This window comes from Commensalibacter papalotli (ex Servin-Garciduenas et al. 2014) (genome assembly GCF_000527695.1).
Lineage (GTDB): Bacteria > Pseudomonadota > Alphaproteobacteria > Acetobacterales > Acetobacteraceae > Commensalibacter > Commensalibacter papalotli.
The window spans coordinates 850,660-870,986 of the sequence record NZ_ATSX01000001.1 but is presented as its reverse complement, the minus strand read 5'-3'; the positions used below and the strand labels follow the sequence as shown (position 1 = coordinate 870,986).

Annotated in this window: 19 protein-coding genes; 11 read left to right on the top strand and 8 right to left on the bottom strand. The window is 36.9% G+C overall.

Annotated elements, in window-relative coordinates; genetic code table 11:
* The first annotated feature begins 54 nt into the window (after positions 1-54).
* Positions 55-1,314, top strand: a complete 1,260-nt coding sequence (locus tag COMX_RS03955; protein WP_034337246.1) for a Glu/Leu/Phe/Val family dehydrogenase — start codon at positions 55-57, stop codon at positions 1,312-1,314.
* Positions 1,315-1,326: 12 nt separating this feature from the next.
* Here COMX_RS03955 and COMX_RS03950 read toward each other — a convergent pair whose 3' ends face one another.
* The gene (locus COMX_RS03950; RefSeq protein WP_051461850.1) at positions 1,327-2,925 is read right to left on the bottom strand and encodes a carboxylesterase/lipase family protein; all 1,599 of its coding nucleotides are present in this window, start codon (positions 2,923-2,925) and stop codon (positions 1,327-1,329) included.
* A gap of 256 nt (positions 2,926-3,181) precedes the next feature.
* On the opposite strand from COMX_RS03950, the gene COMX_RS10620 reads away from it, so the two are divergent.
* Together COMX_RS10620 and COMX_RS10615 are read left to right on the top strand one after the other, a co-directional pair.
* On the top strand, positions 3,182-3,874 hold the full coding sequence (locus COMX_RS10620; RefSeq protein WP_051461849.1) for a glycine zipper domain-containing protein: 693 nt from the start codon (positions 3,182-3,184) through the stop codon (positions 3,872-3,874).
* Position 3,875: 1 nt separating this feature from the next.
* Entirely contained in the window at positions 3,876-4,343 is a 468-nt protein-coding gene (locus COMX_RS10615) for a hypothetical protein (RefSeq protein WP_051461848.1), read from the top strand.
* Between the two features lie 64 nt (positions 4,344-4,407).
* Here COMX_RS10615 and COMX_RS03935 read toward each other — a convergent pair whose 3' ends face one another.
* The 6 genes from COMX_RS03935 to COMX_RS03910 form a co-directional block, all read right to left on the bottom strand.
* Complete coding sequence (locus tag COMX_RS03935; RefSeq protein ID WP_034337240.1) at positions 4,408-4,749, bottom strand: DoxX family protein; 342 nt, start codon at positions 4,747-4,749, stop codon at positions 4,408-4,410.
* Positions 4,750-4,889: 140 nt separating this feature from the next.
* A complete protein-coding gene (locus COMX_RS03930; protein ID WP_034337238.1) occupies positions 4,890-5,918 on the bottom strand; it encodes an isocitrate/isopropylmalate dehydrogenase family protein in 1,029 nt (342 codons plus the stop codon).
* Between the two features lie 82 nt (positions 5,919-6,000).
* A complete protein-coding gene (locus tag COMX_RS03925) occupies positions 6,001-7,758 on the bottom strand; it encodes an aminopeptidase P family protein (RefSeq protein ID WP_034337236.1) in 1,758 nt (585 codons plus the stop codon).
* A 24-nt stretch (positions 7,759-7,782) separates the two neighbouring features.
* Positions 7,783-8,289, bottom strand: coding sequence for a GNAT family N-acetyltransferase (locus COMX_RS03920; RefSeq protein ID WP_034337234.1), 507 nt, complete (start codon positions 8,287-8,289; stop codon positions 7,783-7,785).
* On the bottom strand, positions 8,286-9,191 hold the full coding sequence (locus COMX_RS03915; RefSeq protein WP_034337231.1) for a 50S ribosomal protein L11 methyltransferase: 906 nt from the start codon (positions 9,189-9,191) through the stop codon (positions 8,286-8,288). Before COMX_RS03915 ends, COMX_RS03920 begins: the two co-directional genes overlap by 4 nt.
* A complete protein-coding gene (locus tag COMX_RS03910) occupies positions 9,188-11,398 on the bottom strand; it encodes an ATP-dependent helicase (RefSeq protein ID WP_034337228.1) in 2,211 nt (736 codons plus the stop codon). Before COMX_RS03910 ends, COMX_RS03915 begins: the two co-directional genes overlap by 4 nt.
* Positions 11,399-11,453: 55 nt before the next feature.
* Here COMX_RS03910 and COMX_RS03905 point away from each other — a divergent pair, with 55 nt between their 5' ends.
* The 6 genes from COMX_RS03905 (at position 11,454) to COMX_RS03880 (ending at position 16,311) form a co-directional block, all read left to right on the top strand.
* Entirely contained in the window at positions 11,454-12,182 is a 729-nt protein-coding gene (locus COMX_RS03905; RefSeq protein WP_034337226.1) for a JAB domain-containing protein, read from the top strand.
* 35 nt (positions 12,183-12,217) lie between these two features.
* Entirely contained in the window at positions 12,218-12,991 is a 774-nt protein-coding gene (locus COMX_RS03900) for an N-formylglutamate amidohydrolase (RefSeq protein WP_034337212.1), read from the top strand.
* Positions 12,982-13,821 (top strand): shikimate dehydrogenase, encoded by an 840-nt coding sequence (locus COMX_RS03895; protein ID WP_034337209.1) that lies wholly within the window; start codon positions 12,982-12,984, stop codon positions 13,819-13,821. Before COMX_RS03900 ends, COMX_RS03895 begins: the two co-directional genes overlap by 10 nt.
* A gap of 7 nt (positions 13,822-13,828) precedes the next feature.
* Positions 13,829-14,425, top strand: coding sequence for a dephospho-CoA kinase (coaE, locus tag COMX_RS03890; protein ID WP_034337206.1), 597 nt, complete (start codon positions 13,829-13,831; stop codon positions 14,423-14,425).
* The gene (gene dnaQ, locus COMX_RS03885; RefSeq protein WP_034337204.1) at positions 14,422-15,108 is read left to right on the top strand and encodes a DNA polymerase III subunit epsilon; all 687 of its coding nucleotides are present in this window, start codon (positions 14,422-14,424) and stop codon (positions 15,106-15,108) included. Before coaE ends, dnaQ begins: the two co-directional genes overlap by 4 nt.
* Positions 15,109-15,285: 177 nt before the next feature.
* Positions 15,286-16,311, top strand: coding sequence for a lipid A deacylase LpxR family protein (locus tag COMX_RS03880; RefSeq protein WP_034337202.1), 1,026 nt, complete (start codon positions 15,286-15,288; stop codon positions 16,309-16,311).
* A 389-nt stretch (positions 16,312-16,700) separates the two neighbouring features.
* Here the strand turns inward: COMX_RS03880 and COMX_RS03875 are convergent, their stop codons facing one another.
* Entirely contained in the window at positions 16,701-18,083 is a 1,383-nt protein-coding gene (locus COMX_RS03875) for an MATE family efflux transporter (RefSeq protein ID WP_051461847.1), read from the bottom strand.
* Positions 18,084-18,189: 106 nt separating this feature from the next.
* Here COMX_RS03875 and cysS point away from each other — a divergent pair, with 106 nt between their 5' ends.
* Together cysS and COMX_RS03865 are read left to right on the top strand one after the other, a co-directional pair.
* Complete coding sequence (gene cysS / locus COMX_RS03870) at positions 18,190-19,545, top strand: cysteine--tRNA ligase (RefSeq protein ID WP_034337199.1); 1,356 nt, start codon at positions 18,190-18,192, stop codon at positions 19,543-19,545.
* A 1-nt stretch (position 19,546) separates the two neighbouring features.
* The gene (locus COMX_RS03865; protein WP_034337197.1) at positions 19,547-20,323 is read left to right on the top strand and encodes an RNA methyltransferase; all 777 of its coding nucleotides are present in this window, start codon (positions 19,547-19,549) and stop codon (positions 20,321-20,323) included.
* The last annotated feature ends 4 nt before the right edge of the window (positions 20,324-20,327 follow it).

The following is a 20,327-nucleotide window of genomic DNA, read 5'->3' as shown; positions in this document are numbered from 1 at the left end:
ATTTATAATTAGGGGTAATATCCGCTCTGGTTTTGTATTACTTAAGGATATAATATGTTCGATATTTATAGCGGCCCTGTATTTGGCATGGCGCGTCAACAATTTTTGCAAGCTGCAGATATTTTAGAGATCCCGCAAGATCAGCGTGATCGTTTATTATATCCTAAAAGAGCAATTGCAGTGACATGCCCAATACATCGTGATGATGGCTCAACTGTTGTTTATGAAGGTTATCGTGTTCAACATCATTTGAGTTTAGGGCCAGCAAAAGGTGGTGTGCGCTTCTCTCCACATGTTGATATCGGTGAGGTTGCTGCATTGTCTCTGTGGATGAGCTGGAAATGTGCGTTAATGAACCTTCCTTATGGTGGGGCAAAAGGTGGGGTTCGTGTCGATCCTTATTCTCTTTCTTTAAAAGAGTTAGAGGCACTATCACGACGCTTTATGCAAGAACTGATTCCATTTGTTGGTCCACATGTTGATGTCATGGCTCCTGATATTGGAACCAACGAGCAAGTAATGGCTTGGTTTATGGATACCTATTCTAATGATGCAGGCCAAACTGTTACAGAAATTGTAACTGGTAAACCAGTAAGCTGTGGTGGAACCGTTGGACGTAGAGAAGCAACAGGACGAGGTGTGACGCATACAATTGTCCGTGCAGCAGAGGAAATTAATTTAAACCTTGCTCAATCAACGGCTGTGATCCAAGGATTTGGCAATGTTGGTTCTGTTGCAGCAAATGAATTGCATGCTTTAGGGGTTAAAATCCTGGCCATCAGTGATCATACTGCTGCTTATCATGATCCAAAAGGATTGAATATTCCTGAAATTATTGCATATGTTGCAAAACATGGTGTATTAAAAGGATATTCCAAAGAATGTTTGACTGATCCGAATACAATTTTAACGATTAAATGTGATGTATTGGTTCCTGCTGCGGTTGAGCGTGTAATTACTGAAGAGATCGCTAATAAAATTGAATGCAGAATTATAGCAGAAGCAGCGAATGGCCCAACAACATTAGAAGCAGATGCTGTATTTGCAAAACGTCCAGAAATTTTCATCATTCCTGATATTCTATGTAACTCTGGCGGTGTAACCGTCAGTTACTTTGAATGGGTTCAAGATTTACAACAATTCTTCTGGGAAGAAGAAGAAATTATCAGTCGTATGAAAAAAATCATGGATAAGGGATTCTATGACACTGTTAAAAGTGCCAAAGAATTAAAAGTAAGCAATCGTATGGCTGCTACATGTGCAGGGTTAAAACGTGTTCATCTTGCTAAGCAAGCCAGAGGTCTTTTCCCATAATCACATGATTACTTAACGAGTAGGATATTTCGGTAGATTTTTATTTACTGGAATATCCTGTTTGTTTTTGCTATTTTTCTTTGTAAAAATACTTTCAATAAAATCTAGTCGATTTTTAAAAGGGTCTTTTTCAAATTTAATTCCATCCATACCAAAATGCAGCAATTGTTCTGGTGCCTGATTAATTGGCAAAAAAATTGGAAACCCTTGGACGGATGGGTTACCATTCTTGGCAAAATTAACCCATGACATCATAATAGCCTTGGCCATAGCATGATCTTGGTTACTTACAGAACGATAAGCTTTAGATAAATTATCAAATATATAGGGAATTTCCGATGCGTGCGTTGCGCCAAAAGAGCTATAGGAACGAGCAGCATCCGCAATATATGAAAAGCGATAACGGTATACAGGTTTATTTTTACTTGCAACTTGATGTGCAAGTAGGCGTGTAGGTTCTAAAATCTGAGTATCAGCAATAAGTTGATGAATAATACTAGATTCAGACTTTTTATTGTCTGGATTATATATATGGTTAATGGCTTCTGTCGTTGTATGAAGATCTTTGGCTAAATCAGCTAAAGAGGTTTTAGATAATAATAAACCGTCACCATCCGTATCTCCAATTAACAAAGGAACAGGATAGAAATCTCCTTTAACATATGCTTCTTCAAGAGATTGAGTTAATAAGGTTTGATCAATAATTAATCCTGCAAATAAATTAGGCTGCAAATTTTGTATATTTAAATCATCAATTATATAATCTGTTGGTAAAGATCTAAGCTCTTGTAAGGCATCAACACCACTACTTAAAATATGATGCTTTTGTGCAAAATTAATTCCTATTGCTTCAGCTTGATTTTGGGGGGTAAGAGGGAATGCTTTGGAATGCCCTGTTCCAGATTGAATAATTGCTTTGTCAAATAAACCTTTGGCATCAGTAATAGTCATCAACGAAATAATGGAGGCCCCTCCAGCAGATTCTCCAAAAACAGTTACATTATTGCTGTCCCCACCAAAGGATATAATATTATTTTTTACCCATTTTAAAGCTGCTATTTGATCCATTAAGCCATAATTAGCCCATTGATCTTCTTCACTCTCTTGCTTTAAAGCAGGGTGAGCAAAAAAACCAAAACGTCCCAAACGATAATTAAAACTGACTACAACAATTCCTTGTTGAGCAAGAGCAGACGGATTATAAATTTCCAAAGAGCTGCCACCAGAAACAAATGCGCCACCATGTATCCATACCATAACAGGATATAAATGTTGATCCTGTGGATGATCAAAAAACGCTTTGGGTGCCCAAATATTTAAATATAAACAATCTTCACTAGTGTTTTTTAAAGCTGGATCAGTATCCCAACTAGTCGCCTTTTGACTGCAAATTGGAGCAAACCGTGTCGTTTCTTTTATACCTTGCCATTTTTGAACAGGCTGTGGAGGTAACCATCTAAAAGATTGAACTGGGGGACTAGCATACGGAACCCCTTTAAAAATAACTAAATTTCTATCAAAAATCCCTTGGATTTTACCTTGATTTTGTAATGAAATCACAGGAGCATTTTTTGATTCTATTTGAGGAGTATCAGCGAAAGATCCAGACATTGTTATGTATAAAGTTCCGGTAAAAAGTAATGATCGCAATAGAAAAGAAAAGCACATTGAGATAGTCTTTGAAAAAATAGCGAGTAATGCTTTATCCCTATAGATAAGCATTATAAAAATAAAGTGCTTTTAATGAAAGTGGTAAAAATACAACCCTATTTGTATATATATTGTAACATGTTTAATATTCATACACTACCGAGTTATTTATTGTAAAAATCTATGACAGATAATTTAAATAGAAGGTCATTGATAAATGCGTAAATATAGTTTTTATAAATTAATTACCATTGGCACAACTTGTGTCATGTTATCTGCTTGCTCTGCGACCAATAACCCTAATTTAACGCCTGAACAAAACAGACAAAATCAGCGCAATGCTCAGTATAATAATACAATGGGAACAGGTGCCATAGCAGGTACAGCATTAGGTGCATTGGTGGGTGGTCTTGCTGGAGGTAAAAAAGGATTGTTAATTGGTTCATTAAGTGGCGCAGCTTTGGGAACTGGTACGGGATACATGGTTGCTGAACGTAACCAAAATCAACAAATGACCGAGGATCAGTTAAATCAACAAATTGCGGCTGCACATCAAATCGCTTTGACAGCGCAATCAGATGCACAGCAAGCAGCACAACAAGTGGATGCTGCCCAAAAACAATTGGCAACATTAAACCAACAAATCGCATCTAAAAAAATCTCAACAACACAATATAAACGCCAATTAACGAAAATTCAAAAAACTTCTACTGATTTGAATAGTAAGATTAATTATTACTCAGAGCAAAGTCGTCAAATGCATCAATATGCGACATTATCCAAAGATCCCCGATTTACTCAAGAAGCACAACAAACAGACGATGCGATTAATCGTTTAAAGTATGCTGAAAACGTATTGGCCACTGGAATGGGGGCTCAGCCAACTGGTTATAGCCAAACAAGAGGGTAAAATGATAAAGTCTTTTCGTTTTTTCTTGCCATTGACAGGAATATTGTTGTTAGCAGGCTGCTCTTCTACGCAAGATTGTAATCCAGATCAGGCTGGTTTTTTTTCAGGTATTGGATGTTCTGTAGGAGGAGGATATCAAAACCGTACTCAAAATTTGCAAACTCAATTGGGTTCCGAAAAGCAAAATGCCGCGCAAAAACAACAGCAAGCTCAGCAATCATATCAACAGGCCAATCAACTTCAAGACAGTATTGCACAACGCAGAAATGAGTTGAGTAAGATTGATAGCCAAGCATGGGCCGCGCGTCAAAAATTACAGCAAGCCAAAGCAAACCATTCTTTGACATCCAAAGAGTTGCAATCAAAAGAAAAGCAATTAGCAGCTTATAATGCAAAACGTGCCAAGGTATCAACTGATCCTTCAGCGCAAGATCTCAATGCATTATCTAATATTTTAGGTAATATGTAGATACAAAAATAGCTCTTTTATAACTATAAAAGAGCTATTAATATCTTAATTAGAAAATTTATAATTAATTTTTACAATTTTTAGAAAATAGAATTGAAAGAGCAGCAAAGATTCCCAAGCCATCAATTGCTAATTCTTGTTTTCTATTATGTTTTAATCCAGTGATTAATAGACATAATGCAGAGGCAGCCAATAATAAAGCACCTAGTTTTGAAGTTTTTTTACAGCTGAGCAAAGCAGCACCAGCAATTTGTGCACCACCAATTGTCTTCATATTAGACTGAGTCCAATTTAGTTGTGAAAATCTTTTTTCTTGAATTTCAATACCCATAACTTTGCTGATTCCGCATGCGGCAAATCCCAGCCCAACAAGGGTACGCCATATTTTCTTACAAGGCTTAGCCATTTTAAACTCCTTTTAAAATCATAATTTCAGTATAAGGTTTCTTATTTAAAAAGTTAATATAAAAATTATGTTATTTGAAATATTCAACCTTAAAAGTGTTATTTCTAGGGCAATCATTGAAATAACATTTGTATTTTATATTATGCAATTGCTTGTTTTAACGCGGCGGTCATATCGGTTGTGGATGCGTTTCCACCAAGGTCTTTGGTACGGATTTTATCGTGTACTACAACTTTTTCAATGGCTGATTCGATCCGTTTTGCCAGATCTTCACGTTTAACATGCTCTAACATCATTGCCGAGGCACGTAATACAGCAAGAGGGTTAGCCATATTTTTCCCAGCGATATCAGGGGCTGAACCATGAACAGCTTCGAACATAGCAGCTTTTTCACCAATATTAGCACCAGGAGGCATTCCTAAACCACCAATCAACCCAGAGGTTAAATCAGAAAGAATATCCCCAAATAAATTCGTAGTAACAATGACATCATAAGTTTCAGGTTTAATCACTAATTCCATAGCACACGCATCAACAATACGTTCCTCGCAAGCAATTTTACCTTCGTATTCTTTGGCAACTTTGCGACCTTCCTCAAGGAATAAACCACAAAGCTCTTTTAAAATATTAGCTTTATGAACTAAAGTTACTTTTTTACGGCCATGTAGCACAGCATAATCAAATGCATATTTTACAATGCGGCGGCATTCTTTTCTAGATGTATATCCTGTACAAGTCGCAATCGCTTTTTGATCATCATCAACAGGAATATAATGTTCCATAGCAGCGTAAAACCCTTCAAGGTTTTCACGAACTAAAACAATATCTACATTTTCAAAACGTCCACCAGGAATCAAAGTGCGAGTTGGACGGACATTGGCATAAAGGCCAAATTCTTTGCGTAAAGTTACATTAATAGAACGAAATCCTTTACCAACAGGTGTTGTCAAAGGGCCTTTTAAAGCCAAACCAGTTTTATGAATACTGTCTATGGTTTGTTGAGGAAGAGGCTCTCCTGATGCATCAACAGCAGCCATGCCTGCTAATTGTTTATCCCATTGAAATGGCGCTTTAATTGTTTCTAAAATCTCAAGCGTAGATTTAATAATTTCTGGGCCAATACCATCGCCAGGAATAAGGGTTACGGGAATTAAATTAGCATTAGACATTTAAAATTTCCTTTAAATAAAGTTCAACATGACTGTGTTTTAATTATATTATAAAGTTTTTTATAAAATAGAAAAGGAACAACTATGTTACAGGCGCACACGCGCTTTGCAACCATTGTTGCTCTTCGATATCAAGATAGGGCGAAATCGTCTTGTGAACTTTTTGATGATACTGATTAAGCCAATTTTTTTCAGTTGGAGATAAATGCTCGGTTGCAATTAAATTGAGATCAAATGGCACCAAAGTCAAAGGCTCAAATTGCAAGAAATTATCAAATGAAGCCGTGGTTACCAGCAAAAGATTTTCTAAACGAATTCCATATTGTCCCGAAAGATAATATCCAGGCTCGTTGGAAATAATCATACCAGCCTCTAAAGGCACAGGAAAAGGGATAGAGGAAATACGGCAAGGACCTTCATGAACAGATAAATAACTTCCAACACCATGTCCTGTACCATGGTCGTAATCAAGCCCTTGTTGCCACAAAGCATATCTGGCCAAAACGTCAAGACGACTTCCTGTTGTTCCTTGTGGAAATACAGCAGCAGAAATAGCAATATGCCCTTGTAATACGCGTGTTGTAGCTTCTTTTACAGACATTGGAGCAATATTGTTACCAAGCCATATAGTACGGGTAATATCGGTCGTACCATCAAGATATTGGCCACCACTATCAATTAAGTAAGTTTGATTTTCTTTCAGTATTGAGCAATTCTCTGGGGTTGCATGATAATGAATAATGGCACCATTGGCCCCAACCCCTGAAATAGCAGGAAAACTTTCTTCTTTATAAAATATATCTCCAGACTCTTGGCGGAAAGCATTAAGTTTACTTGCAACCTCAACTTCACTTTGACCAATACCGTATTTTTCTAACCAATATAAAAATCGACACATTGCTACCGCATCTCGAATATGGGCTTGTCGTGCGCCATCTTGTTCTGTTTTATTTTTACAAGCTTTAAGGGCAATACAAGGATTGGTACGTTTATTAATAGTGACGTTATATTGTTCTAGGGTTTGTATAAACCAAACTGGCGTTTGGATGGGGTCTAATGCTATGGCTTTGTTACTAAAGCCAGCAAGATCTTTTTCCAATTCTTTATGAGATTTTAAAAGAATATGGTCACCAAGAAACTCGGATAAACCCTCTGTGTATTGAGAAGGTTCTGCGTATAAAAAAACATGATCTTGTTTAATAATTGCAAAAACCAAAGGAATAGGCGTATAGGGAACATCACTCCCTCTGATATTTAACAGCCAACAGATAGAAGCTGGGTCGCAAAGAATAAAAGCATTTTGTTGGTTTTTAATAAGCTCTTGTTGTAAATTGTTAATCTTTTCTTGATGATCTTGTCCTGAAAAACGCTCTTCATGAGGAGTAATCGGTTTATTCGGAGGGGTTGGTTGATCAATCCAAATAGCATCAATTAAATTTTGAGGTATAGGAACCATGGTGATTAAAGAGTGCTCAAAGGCTTTTAAATCTCTTTCACTCATTAATTTAGGGTCATATCCCACACGAGTTATATTTGCGTTTTGCTCTGCAATCCATTGACTGGGACGGTGCTTAGAGATATGAAAATTTTTCCAACAAGTTTCATCCAGCTCTTGTTGCATTTGTAAAATATAACGGCCATCGGAAAATACTGCTGCTTTGTTTTCAAGAATAACTGCGATGCCAGCACTTCCTGTAAAGCCAGTTAACCATGACAAGCGCTCGGCATATGGCGCAACATATTCATTTAAAAACTCATCTCCGCGTTGAATGATAAACCCATCTAGGTTCTGTTGTTTTAAAATAGAGCGGAGTTGCGTAAGCTTTTGTATTGGTGTCATGAATTCAGTGTTTTCCTAAAGAAATTAAAGATCAGATTTTAAAATTTTATACATAAAAAGTAGATTTAACCATTGATCGAATTTAACACCTGTTTGAGGTAGAACGCCACCATGTTTAAAATTAAACCATTCATGTAAGCGAATAGAAGCAGTATTACCCTCTGTAATGGCCGCAATCATTGTATGGACATGATGATTTTGTGCATAAGAGATGAGGTTTTTTAACAAAGCTTTACCAACACCCTTGCCCTGAGCTTTGGGAGAGATATAAACAGAATGTTCAACCGTATGTTTATAACCGTCATAAGGTCTAAATGAACCATAAGAGGCAAACCCTAATACTTTTTGAGTTTCATCAACAGCTACTAGGACAGGATAGTTTGCTTTTTCACGAGCTTCAAACCACTGAACTTGCTCTTGATAAGTTCTGGGGATGGTCATCCAAAAAGCAGTACCATTAATAATTTCATTATTGGTAATTTCTAAAATATCACGTAGATCAGAATGAATGGCGTGGCGAATATTAATCATGATGTTGTCGGTTTGTATAAAATTAACGCAGCCCAGCTGCCTTGAATAATTTTTTCTTGTAGTTTTAGTCCTTGGCGTTGATGTGCAATCAATACCATTGGAATTTGTGTTGCCAGTAATCCAGATAAAATTACTTTACCACCAGGTGCAAGGTTTTTAGCAAGGTCTTTCGCCATTTTACACAAAGGGCGGGCTAAAATATTAGCAAAAACCAAATCAAAAGGTGCTTTTTTACGAATAGAAGGCGATAACCATCCGTTTCCATGCTCACATATAACCAGGTTTCTTAATCCATTACGAATAACATTCTGTTTAGCTGCTCTGACTGACCAAGGTTCGATATCCACCGCCAAGACTTTTTTGTTTAATAATGCCCCAGCACCCATAGCCAAAATTCCAGAGCCACAGCCTAAATCTAGAATGCGTTTGGGTTTGCTATGTGCAATTTTTTCCAATGCAATTAAACAGCCTCGAGTTGACCCATGTTCGCCTGAACCAAAAGCAACCCCAGCATCTAATGTTAATACAAGATGTGAAGGTGTAGGCGTATCATCAAGATGAGTGCCGCGAATGATAAAGCGTTTACCAATGACTTGCTCAGGAAAAGCCTCATAGGTTCTGGCAAGCCATCCATCACTTTCGGTTGCTTTTCTGTGTAATTCAGGGGATATGCCCGAGATACTATTTGCCAATGTTAAGGCATTGGCCAGTTCTTCTTCGCCATAGCCAACATCCTTAATGCCTTCTAAACGCCAAATATTCTTGTCAGAATCTTCTTCGAATATACCCACCGTTGGGCATATGGTTCCCAGTGCATTTTCAAAGATTTCTACGTGTTCTTCGGGAACAACTACGGAAATAGTTTCAAGGGCGGTTGCGTGTCTTTTTATTTTTAATGTCATGATTCTAAGGTTACAAAGCTGTCAATTACGTGTTTAATATCTGATTTATCAAAATCAACTTCAAGTTTATTATTCTCAGTGCTGAGAACAGTTCCATGTCCAAATTTTTGGTGAAAGACACGGCTGCCTGCAGGAATATTTTTACTTTGAGGGGCAGAGTAGGTGCGTTTTGATGGTGAGTAAGAAGCTCCTTGTGATTGCGGTGAAGAAAATTTAGGAGAGGAATAACTATCTGAAAACGTATTTTTGCGAAAAGAGCGTTGCTGGCTTTGCTTAATATAAGATGTTTTCTTGGTATATTTGTCAGAAATCTCATCAATAAAACGACTGGGTAGAGAAGACTGCCACTGTCCATATATTTGTCGATTGGCTGCATGAGAGATAAATAAGCGTTGTTTGGCTCGGGTAATACCAACATAAGCCAAGCGACGTTCTTCTTCTAACCCGGTATTTCCACTTTCATCCATTGTCCTTTGAGAAGGGAAAAGACCTTCCTCCCATCCTGGTAAGAATACGATATTAAATTCTAATCCCTTGGCAGCATGAAGGGTCATGAGATTAATTTTATCATCCCCTGATAAATCATCATTATCCATGATTAAGGAAATATGTTCAAGGAACTCTACTAATGAAGGAAATTCAGCCGTAGCTTGGAATAACTCTTTGATATTTTCTAACCTTCCAGCAGCCTCTATAGATTTATCTTGTTTCCACATATCAATATAGCCACAAGCATTTAATAAATAGTCAATGGCGCTGATATGGCCTTCTGTTTCAATTTTCTTGCGAGTTTGATCCAGTAAATTCATTAATTGTGTAAGTTCGGTAAAAATTTTACCTTTAAGCATATTATTAATGAGTAGATGATCCACAGCTTGTAATAAAGGTATATCCAGTTCTCTCGCCGCCATGTGTATTTTTTGTAAGGCAACACTGCCGACACCTCTTCGAGGTACATTGATAATTCTTTCCAAGGCCAGATTATCATTGGGTTGTGCAACAATACGCATATAAGCAATGGCATCTCTGATCTCTGCACGTTCATAAAATCGTAAGCCGCCAATAATTTTATATGGTAATCCCAGTGTAATCATGCGCTCTTCAAAAGGACGTGTCTGAGAGCCTGTTCTCATTAAAATCGCCATATCGCCATAGCGATAACCATCTTTTTGTAAATGTATAATTTGATCACAGATTAATCGTGATTCTTCATCAGAATCCCAGACCGAAGCAATCTGCACTTTTTCGTTTTGTAATTCTTTATTGGCTGCTTGCAAGCTTTTACCAAGGCGTTCGCTGTTATGATCAATAAGTTCAGAGGCAGCACCTAATATATTTTGCGTTGAGCGATAGTTTTCTTCTAACCGAATAATTTTGGCTTCAGGGAAATCTTTTTCGAATCGTAAAATATTGGCAATTTCTGCCCCGCGCCAAGAGTAAATAGATTGATCATCATCACCCACACAACAAATATTGGCAACTTCACCCGATCTTTGTGCTAGAAGACGAAGCCATAAATACTGGATTGTATTAGTATCTTGATATTCATCAACGAGTATGTAACGGAAATAGCGTTGATATTTTTGTAATATTTCTGGATATTGGTTAAAAATATTCATCATGTGCAACATTAAGTCGCCAAAGTCACAAGCATTTAATTGTTGTAATCTGATTTGATAGGCATGATAAATTTCTTGAATAATTACTTTTTCAGAGGTGTTTTTCTCACTTGGAGCAAGATTTCCATAAGAAAAACCTTTGTCTTTCCAAGATTGGATAATTCCCAGTATCAGTTGAGGAGGGGTTGTTTTTATATCAATAAGATAATTAGGAATAATTTGTTTTATAAGTCGAAGTTGATCATCTGTATCTAAAATGGTGAAATTTGAACTTAGTCCAACAAGTTGAGCATTTACTCTGAGCATTTTTGCACATATCTTATGAAAACTGCCTAGCCATAATCCTTCTATAGGCTGTTGAATGAGGTGAGCGATCCGTTCACTCATTTCTTTCGAAGCTTTGTTCGTAAAGGTAACAGCCAAAATTTGATTAGGGTAAGCTTTTCCGCTCAGTAAAATATGAGCAAAGCGTGTCGTTAGTACTTTAGTTTTTCCTGTACCTGCACCTGCAAGGACCAGTACAGGCCCTTCTGTTGCTTCTACGGCTTCGCGTTGTGCGTTATTTAGCTGGTTTAAATACTCGGTCATATTTTTAAGTAGCTTTGATCGGTTATTGTAAATCGAAATAAAGTAAGATGATAAGATGGATAATTCTTTTTTACCGCCAGTTTCACAAAGAAGCAAACAATTTGCAAATCTCAATGGTGTTGGTCATCGTGGTCGGATGCGTTTCAAAATGTTGCAAAAAGGAGGCCAAGCTTTTGAGGATTACGAACTTTTAGAAATGTTACTATATCTTGTTATTCCTAGAAGAGATACTAAACCTTTAGCAAAACATTTGATTAATCATTTTGGTTCTTTGAATGGGGTTGTTTTTGCCGAAGAGGATCAGTTACAAAAAGCAAATCTTTCACAAGAATTTATTGAGATTATAGGATTTTTAAAACAGGTCATAGAACGTCTTGTTGCTCCTGATTTTTTTAATCGTCCTTATTTAAGGCGTTGGAAAGATGTGATTGTTTATTTGAATGAGTATAAATTAAAAAACGAATTGCATAACAAAAAAGTATTACGATTATTATTTTTAAATAATCAGCAAAGATTAATTTGTGACGAATATATTATATATCAAGGGGTTGAGACAATTTCACATATTATTCAAAAAGCTTTAAATTTATATGCAATGAATTTAATTACAGTTTATTATGTTTCTGATACTGCATTCACATCTGCAATGCGTCAAGGTGAGGCAAAATTTGCACTAACATTACAAAGTTCTGGCCGTCTTTTTGATTTGAATATTAGTGATCATATTATTTGTATGGATTCACAGTATTTTAGTATTTTTAAAAAAAATAATTTTAGTATTTAAAATCAGATTCATACAAAATATTAAAGGATAAATTAATGTTGCTTGATACTCATGATCCACATCCTGTTTCTGTTATAAATAAGGAATCTTTATCTCCGTTTTTTATGGTTTGCGATCATGCTGGTTGTCTGATTCCCTCGCAACTTAAAACTTTGGGATTACAACAGTCAGATCTTTGTCAGCATATTGCATGGGATATAGGCATTCAAAAAGTTGGTGAGGCTATAGCGGTTCTGATAGATACCACTTTTGTTGCACAAACTTATTCTCGATTAGTGATTGATTGCAATCGTGGGTTAAATAACTCAACCTTAATTCCTGAAGTTAGTGATTGTGTCGAGATTACAGGAAATATCAATTTGACTTTAGAGCAAAAACAAGCAAGAATCACCGAAATATATCAACCTTACCATCAAACGATTTCTCAATTAATTGATGAGCGGTTGAGGACTAATATCGAGACCATTTTTATATCTTTGCATAGTTTTACCCCAGAAATGAAAGATGGTTTCAAAAGGCCATGGCATGCAGGAATTTTGCACGGCCAAGATAATCAATTTTCTATGGTTTTTAAAAAAATATTAGAAGAAAATTATGCTTATCCCATAGGCGATAATCAACCTTATGCCTTATCACCTAAAAACGATTATACTGTTCCAACCCATGCTTATCAAAAAAAGCTACCATATTTAGAGTTGGAAATTCGACAAGATTTAATTACAACTGCTGATCAACAACAAGAATGGGCTGATCGTCTTTCTCTTTTGTTACCTTTGGCATTACAGGAGTATAGAGCAATATGCAGTTAATAACTGGTAAAGCAAAGATAGCAGCAGTATTAGGATGGCCGATTGAACATTCCCGCTCTCCTTTATTGCATAATTTTTGGTTACAGCGCTACCAGATTGATGGTGCCTATATTCCTCTAGCAGTCAAATCAGAGGATTTTAAATCAGTAATTAAAGGAATGATGGCTGCGGGATTTAAAGGATGTAATGTAACTATTCCACATAAAGAGGCTGCTTATCAATGCTGTGATTATGTTGATGAAACAGCAAAAAAAATGGGATCTGTAAATACTTTATGGTTTACACAAGATGGTAAAATCCACGGTACGTCCACGGATGGTGCAGGGTTTGTTGCTTCGTTAAATGATTCTGGAGTAAATGTATCAGGTAAAAAGATACTTGTATTAGGCGCAGGTGGAGCAGCACGCTCGGTCGCTTATTGTTTGCAACGAGATAGTGCGCAGGTAACTATTACGAATAGAACTCTAAAACGAGCAGAACAATTAGTTCAGGACCTTGGGGAGGGAGATATACTTGAATGGCAATCTTGGAATCAAGAGCTAGGTAAGTTTGATGTCTTGGTCAATACGACCTCTTTAGGTATGGAAGGAAAAGAAGATTTCCAGTTTGATCTAAAAAATGCCTCGCCTGATCTGATAGTAACAGATATAGTTTATGTTCCTAGAGTAACCCCTTTGCTAGCAGCAGCGCAACTAAAAGGGTTGAAAACTGTTGAGGGTCTTGGAATGTTGCTTCATCAAGCAAGGTTGGGTTTTACTCAATGGTTTGGGGTTGATCCAAAGGTTGACAGTGAACTGACCGAATTTGTAGCAAATAGTTTAAAGAAATAATAATTCTATGAAAATTTTGGGTGTTACAGGCAGTATGGGTATGGGGAAAAGCACAGTATGTGAGCTGTTCCATCGTTATGGTTTCCCAGTTTTTGATGCAGATCAAGTAGTACATCAATTACAAGGCCCAAATGGTAAAGGACTTAAATTAATTGAAAAGAATTTTCCTGGTTCAGTTAAAAATAATGCCTTGGATAGGAATTATTTGCGTCATATAATAGTTGAAGATCGTAGTAATTTAAAAAAAATAGAACAAATTATTTTACCCTTAGTAGCCCAGGAACGGGATCGATTTATTCGTCATGCACAGGCAAGGGGACTAAGTTGGTGTGTTCTTGATGTACCTTTGTTATTCGAGAAAAAAATTAATTTGCTCTGTACTAAAACTTTAGTTGTTACCGCACCTGTTGATGTACAAAAAAATAGAATTTTAAAAAGAAATACGATTACGTGGGAGCAAGCTCGTGCTTTTATTGACAGTCAGATGCCCAATCGAATAAAATGTAAAATGGCTGATATTCTTGTGAAAACTGGATTATCCAAAGCTCATACATTTTTTCAAGTAAAGAAAATTATCCGGTTAATGCAGGTGGATCAACTATGAATCAACGTTCAGTTTTATTCGATACGGAAACAACGGGGGTTGACCCTCTTAAAGGCGATCGAATTATTGAAATTGCTGCAATCGAGTTGATTAATGATTTACCAACGGATAATTATTATCATGCTTTAATTAATCCCGAACGTGATATTCCGATTGAGGCAACACGTGTTCATGGAATGACAATCGAAGATTTAAAAGGAAAACCGAAATTTAAAGAAATTGCTGATGATTTCTTAGAGTTTATTCAAGATGATCCTTTGGTTGCACATAATGCCCCATTTGATTTTAAATTTGTGAATGCAGAGCTCAGCCGTATTAAACGTTCTGAGATTTCTTTAGATCGTATGGTGGATACGTTAAAGCTTGCCAGAGCCAAATATCCTCTTTCCCCCAATAGTTTGGACGCACTATGCCGACGTTTTTCTATTGATCTATCTGCACGAACAACCCATAACGCGTTACTTGACTGTAAATTGCTTTCCGAAGTCTATATTCAATTAACAGGGGGTAGACAAAGAGGGTTAGGGTTTGCAAGTCAAGGATCTGAAAAAACTGGGAAAACCTATCAAAAATTACAAGACCATATGCCGATTTTTGTAAAACCAACAGAGCAAGAGCTTGAACAGCATAAAAAATTTATAGAAAAAAATATTCCTGAAGCTTTGTGGCATAAAAATAGTTAAATACAAATATTATAAAATAACAACAATAACAAGCGTTGCAAATTTGTTTCTATTTTTGATTAAATAATTCAATCTAGACTGATAGGCGCATAAACAGCTTTTCTTTGAAAAGTAAAAGACGTAGATAATGAACAGAATACTCTCCATTTTCTCTTTCATAGATTGTAAGGTTATATTATGGGTCATCAGAAACGCGCCTCTATCTCTAAGTTTTTATTTACATCAGCTCTTGTTTCCGCTGCTGTTATCTCATCTTCTGTGGCGCATGCTACACCTAAACAAGATCCATACGATACGTTAACCTTACAATGGGAAAATGACGCTGCATCTACTTTAAATGGTACTTCTGACCAATATTATACAAATGGTTTAAAAATTGGCTGGACTTCTCCAACTGATAAACTTCCTAAACCGATTGCAGATGTTAATACATTTTTACTTGGTAATGGTATGCAACGTATTCATTGGGGGTTGCAACAAATGATGTTTACCCCACGTGATACCAAAGCTTCTGTCAGGTTGCCTCATGATCGTCCTTATGCAGGGGTATTACTAACCACTGTTAATTTAATTAGTGATACTGATAATACGCGTAGTGTTTTTGGCTTTCAGGCAGGTTTGATGGGTCCTGGTGCTTTGGGACGTCAAGTTCAAAATGGATTCCATAGTATTATTGGAGATCATAAAAATAAAGGTTGGCATAATCAGTTGAAAAATATGCCAGTTTTTCAAGTGCAAATGGGACGTACATGGCGTTATAAATTTGCACAATTAGGTGGTGTAGATTTCGATGTTCTTCCCTCTGCAAATGGAGCCGCAGGTAACTATAAAACTTTTGCACAACTAGGTGGCATCGTCAGATTTGGCCAAGGGTTGGATAGTGATTTTGGACCTTCTCGAATTGGTTCAGGTAATGACGGCACAGATGCTTATGTTGGAACAAATTTTGTAAACTGGTATGTGTTTGGTGGAGTTGATGGTCAGGCTGTGGCTTATAACGCAACATTGCAAGGTGATCCAACACATTCGAATTCACAACATGTTTCAAAAAAATGGGATGTGGGTGAGATTCTTGCTGGTGCTGCTGTAATCGTTAAAGGGTATAAAATAGCATATACCCAAACATGGCAAACACAAGAATTTAAAGGCCAAAAAAGCGGACTTTTTAATTATGGATCAGTTTCTGTATCCTTTAAATTCTAGAATTGATTATCTTTGTATATAGCTTTTTGAAACCTCACTTTATGTGAGGTTTTTTTATGTAAAGCTGATTCAATACTTAGTTTACAATTTGAATTGAAATTGTAATTATTTATTTATTTTATCGACAGCAATCATAATCGATGTGATTGGCAGAGCAATTACGATACTGAATATAATGAATAAAAAAACAAATATGCATACACCCAGATTAAGAAAGTATTTTTATTTTACTTGCTAACCAGTGATGAAGCATCATAAAAATAAACGGGGACAGGATTGTAATTCATACTCAATGCAGAAATTACAAATGCTGTAAACCTATTATTTCAAAGCATAATAGGTTTTCATTTAAATTAGATAATGAACTAGTGTTGCACATTCGTGCATCATCAACGTAAAGCGCGTTGCAGCATTTTTTTAGGATCAAGTGTAAGTAAATAAAAGCGTGTGGTTGATAAAAGCGCTAGAATTCCTAATCCTACGCCCATTCCAGCCCAAAGGCCAGGGGCATTCCATTGCCAACCAAAAGCAAACCATACACTTAACGTATATCCAACACCCCAAAAACTAATCAGTGCCAAGATCATAGGAATAGTGGTGTCTTTTAACCCTCGTAAAGCACCCATCGCTACAGTTTGTATCCCGTCAACGATTTGGAATAAACCAACGACCTGAATAATGGCGACAGCAATGGCTGCTGTATTCGCATTATCTGGAGAAGTAGTATCCAAAGCTAGGCGGACGACCAGGTAAGGAAAGCTGAAAATAAATATACAAACAAAACTCATAATTAACGCGCTGAGACCAATTGTTAAAAATCCACTTTTGCGGGCGCGATAAGGCTTTTGTGCCCCAATCCAATAGCTGACCCGAACATTTGCGGCTTGTGAAATTGCCAAGGGAATCATAAACGCAAAGGTTGCAAAACTGATGGCAATTTGATGCGCTGCCAAAGATTCTGTTCCAAGTTTAGTTGCATTGAAATTAGCAAAGAGGAAAAGTAATATCTCAGCAGCAGCACTTATACAAATCGGTAACCCCAATTTAAATAAGGGTTTGAGCAACGCTAGGTCAATTGCAAAAGGATATAAATATTGCTTTAAATCTTTTTTAAGATGCGCCACCCCAATTAAAAGAAACGTTGAAAGCCATAAAGCCAGAGTGGTTCCTAATGCCGAACCATAAAGGCCCATTTTAGGGGCGCCCCATAATCCATAAATAAAGGCAGCATTTAACAACCCATTAATAATTGCAGTAATAGGAGTAATTTGTAGTAAAAGCTTAGATGCGTTTATTGCAGGTAAGATAACCCTAATAAGGCCCGTTCCTGCAATGACTGGAATAACACCCCACAGCAAAATATGCATGAAATGCTGTGATTTATCTAATATATTGCGATCATGTTCACCATTCCATTGCAGAATAGTGCTGGAATGATATAAAATATATAAACAAGGTAAAGATAAAAGAATACCAAAAATATAAGTGGTCCAATATATTTTTGAGACATTATGAATAGTTTTTGCGCCAATATTTTGAGCAATTAAAATAGCAGCCGAACTGATAGCAGATTGAAAAATAATACAAATAGAAAAGAAAATATTGGTTGTTAATCCACCAATAGCCAAAGTTTCCTTGTCAACGTGACCCAACAGGACTGTATCGGTAACGCCCATTGCCATTTGAAAGAGTTGTGAAAAAGCAATAGGAACAGCAATATAAGCAATTGCGTAAAGTTCACTTTTAAAAAAATTTTGTGTATTATTTTGCATTTAGGTATCTATGGTATAGCGAAAAAAAAGACTTGTATTTTTTTCTTAAGAAAATAAAAAACATTGTAGGCAACTTTAAAAATAGAGATAGTAAAGAAAAAAAGATATGAGCAAATTGAATTTATCGTTATATGACAGTCGTCAACATAAGGTTGTTCCTTTTGTTGCTTTGGATCCTTTGCATGTTCGTCTCTATTTTTGTGGACCTACGGTATATGATTTTTTGCATATTGGTAATTTACGAGCAATGCTTACCGCTGATATTTTGGTAAGGACGCTCAGATCATTATATCCCAAAGTCACATATGTTCGTAATATCACAGATGTTGATGATAAAATCAATGCTCGCGCAAAATTAAATAATGAATCCATACAGTCTTTGACAATCAGAACTACCAAAGATTTTCATCAAGACATGCAATCAATGTATATTTTACCTCCTGATGTTGAGCCACGTGCTACCGAGCATATTGATGATATTCAAAAAATGATCGTGCAACTTATTGAGAATGGTCATGCTTATGCTGCTGAGGGGCATGTTTTGTTTTCTGTTCCTTCTTTTAAAGACTATGGTCATTTATCAGGTAGGAATCCAGAAGAGCTGATTGCAGGGGCGAGGGTAGAGGTTGCAACTTACAAAAAGAACCCAGGGGATTTTGTCTTGTGGAAACCTTCGACTGAGGATGAACCAGGATGGGACAGTCCTTGGGGAAAAGGCCGCCCTGGATGGCATATTGAATGTTCTGCTATGTCTTATCGTTACCTTGGGGAAAATTTCGATATTCATGGTGGTGGGCATGATTTACTGTTTCCACACCATGAAAACGAATGTGCGCAAAGCTTATGTTGTTTTCCAGAAAGCAAATTTGCGAATATCTGGGTTCATAATGCGATGCTATTGGTGGATGGTGAAAAAATGTCTAAATCTTTAGGTAATTTCTTCACTATTCGTGAAATATTAGAACAACATAATCCAGAAGCTATTCGTTTTGCGTTACTTCAAGCGCATTACCGTTCTGTTTTGAATTTTTCTCAAGCTGGATTAAAAGAAGCAAAGCAAATTATGGATCGTTTTTATCGTGCTTTGTCTACTTTTGAAGCAGAGTTAGAGCAAAAAGTTAACTTACCAGAAACTTTTGTTGAAGCAATGTTGGATGATTTAAATACTCCAAAAGGATTAATGATCATGCATCAATTAGCAGATCAGGCGCTAAAAGGGGATAAACAAGCAGCATTACAATTAAAAGAAGCAGGCAAACAACTAGGGCTGTTTAATAGTTTACCGTCAAAATGGTTCCAAAATACAGATAAAGCACAAGAGGTAGAGGTTTTAATTGAACAACGCAATGCTGCGAAAAAAGCCAGAGACTTTGCCAAAGCAGATCAAATTCGTGATGATCTAAAAGCCCAAGGTATTATTCTTGAAGACAGCCCTCAAGGCACAACTTGGAGGCAAGTATAAGATGACGGGCAAGGATGGTGGCGCAGATTTAGAGCCAATAGGTAATACACCTGTCGTAATTTTAGTAAGACCACAGCTTGCAGAAAATATTGGAACCGTTGCCCGAGCTATGGCAAATGGTGGGTTATTTCACCTCAGGCTGGTTGCACCGCGTGACGGTTGGCCACAACAAATAGCGTGGCGAGCATCGTCTGGTGCAGATCGCTTATTAGATAATGCTCAGGTTTTCAAAACAGTGGAAGACGCGGTTGCTGATCTTCAACATGTATTTGCAACCTGTCCACGACCACGACATATTATCAAGCCGTTGCTTACTGCACGAGGTGGTGCGCTGGAAATGCGTGAAATGACAAATCGTGATTTAAAAGTAGGGATCCTTTTCGGTCCAGAACGGACTGGATTGGAAAATGATGATTTTGCCCATACAGATTACTGGATCAGATACCCACTAGATCCAAGATTTATGTCTTTGAATCTTGCTCAAGCTGTGATGATTATGGCTTATGAATGGTGGATGGCCACAGAGCAAACACCGCAGCGTCAATTACAAACAAACGGTACTCATATTGCCAACAAAGGTGAGCTGGAAAATTTTATGGATCATTTGGTCAAGGAGCTTGATCATTGTGGTTTTTTACGTAATGAACAAAAACGCTCGGGAATGGTTCGTAATCTTCGTCACTTCTTTCAAAGAGGAGAGGTGACTGACCAAGAATTACGAACCTTACACGGGATTGTCTCTGAATTGGTAAGAGGACCTAAGAAAGACAACCTTTAATTAT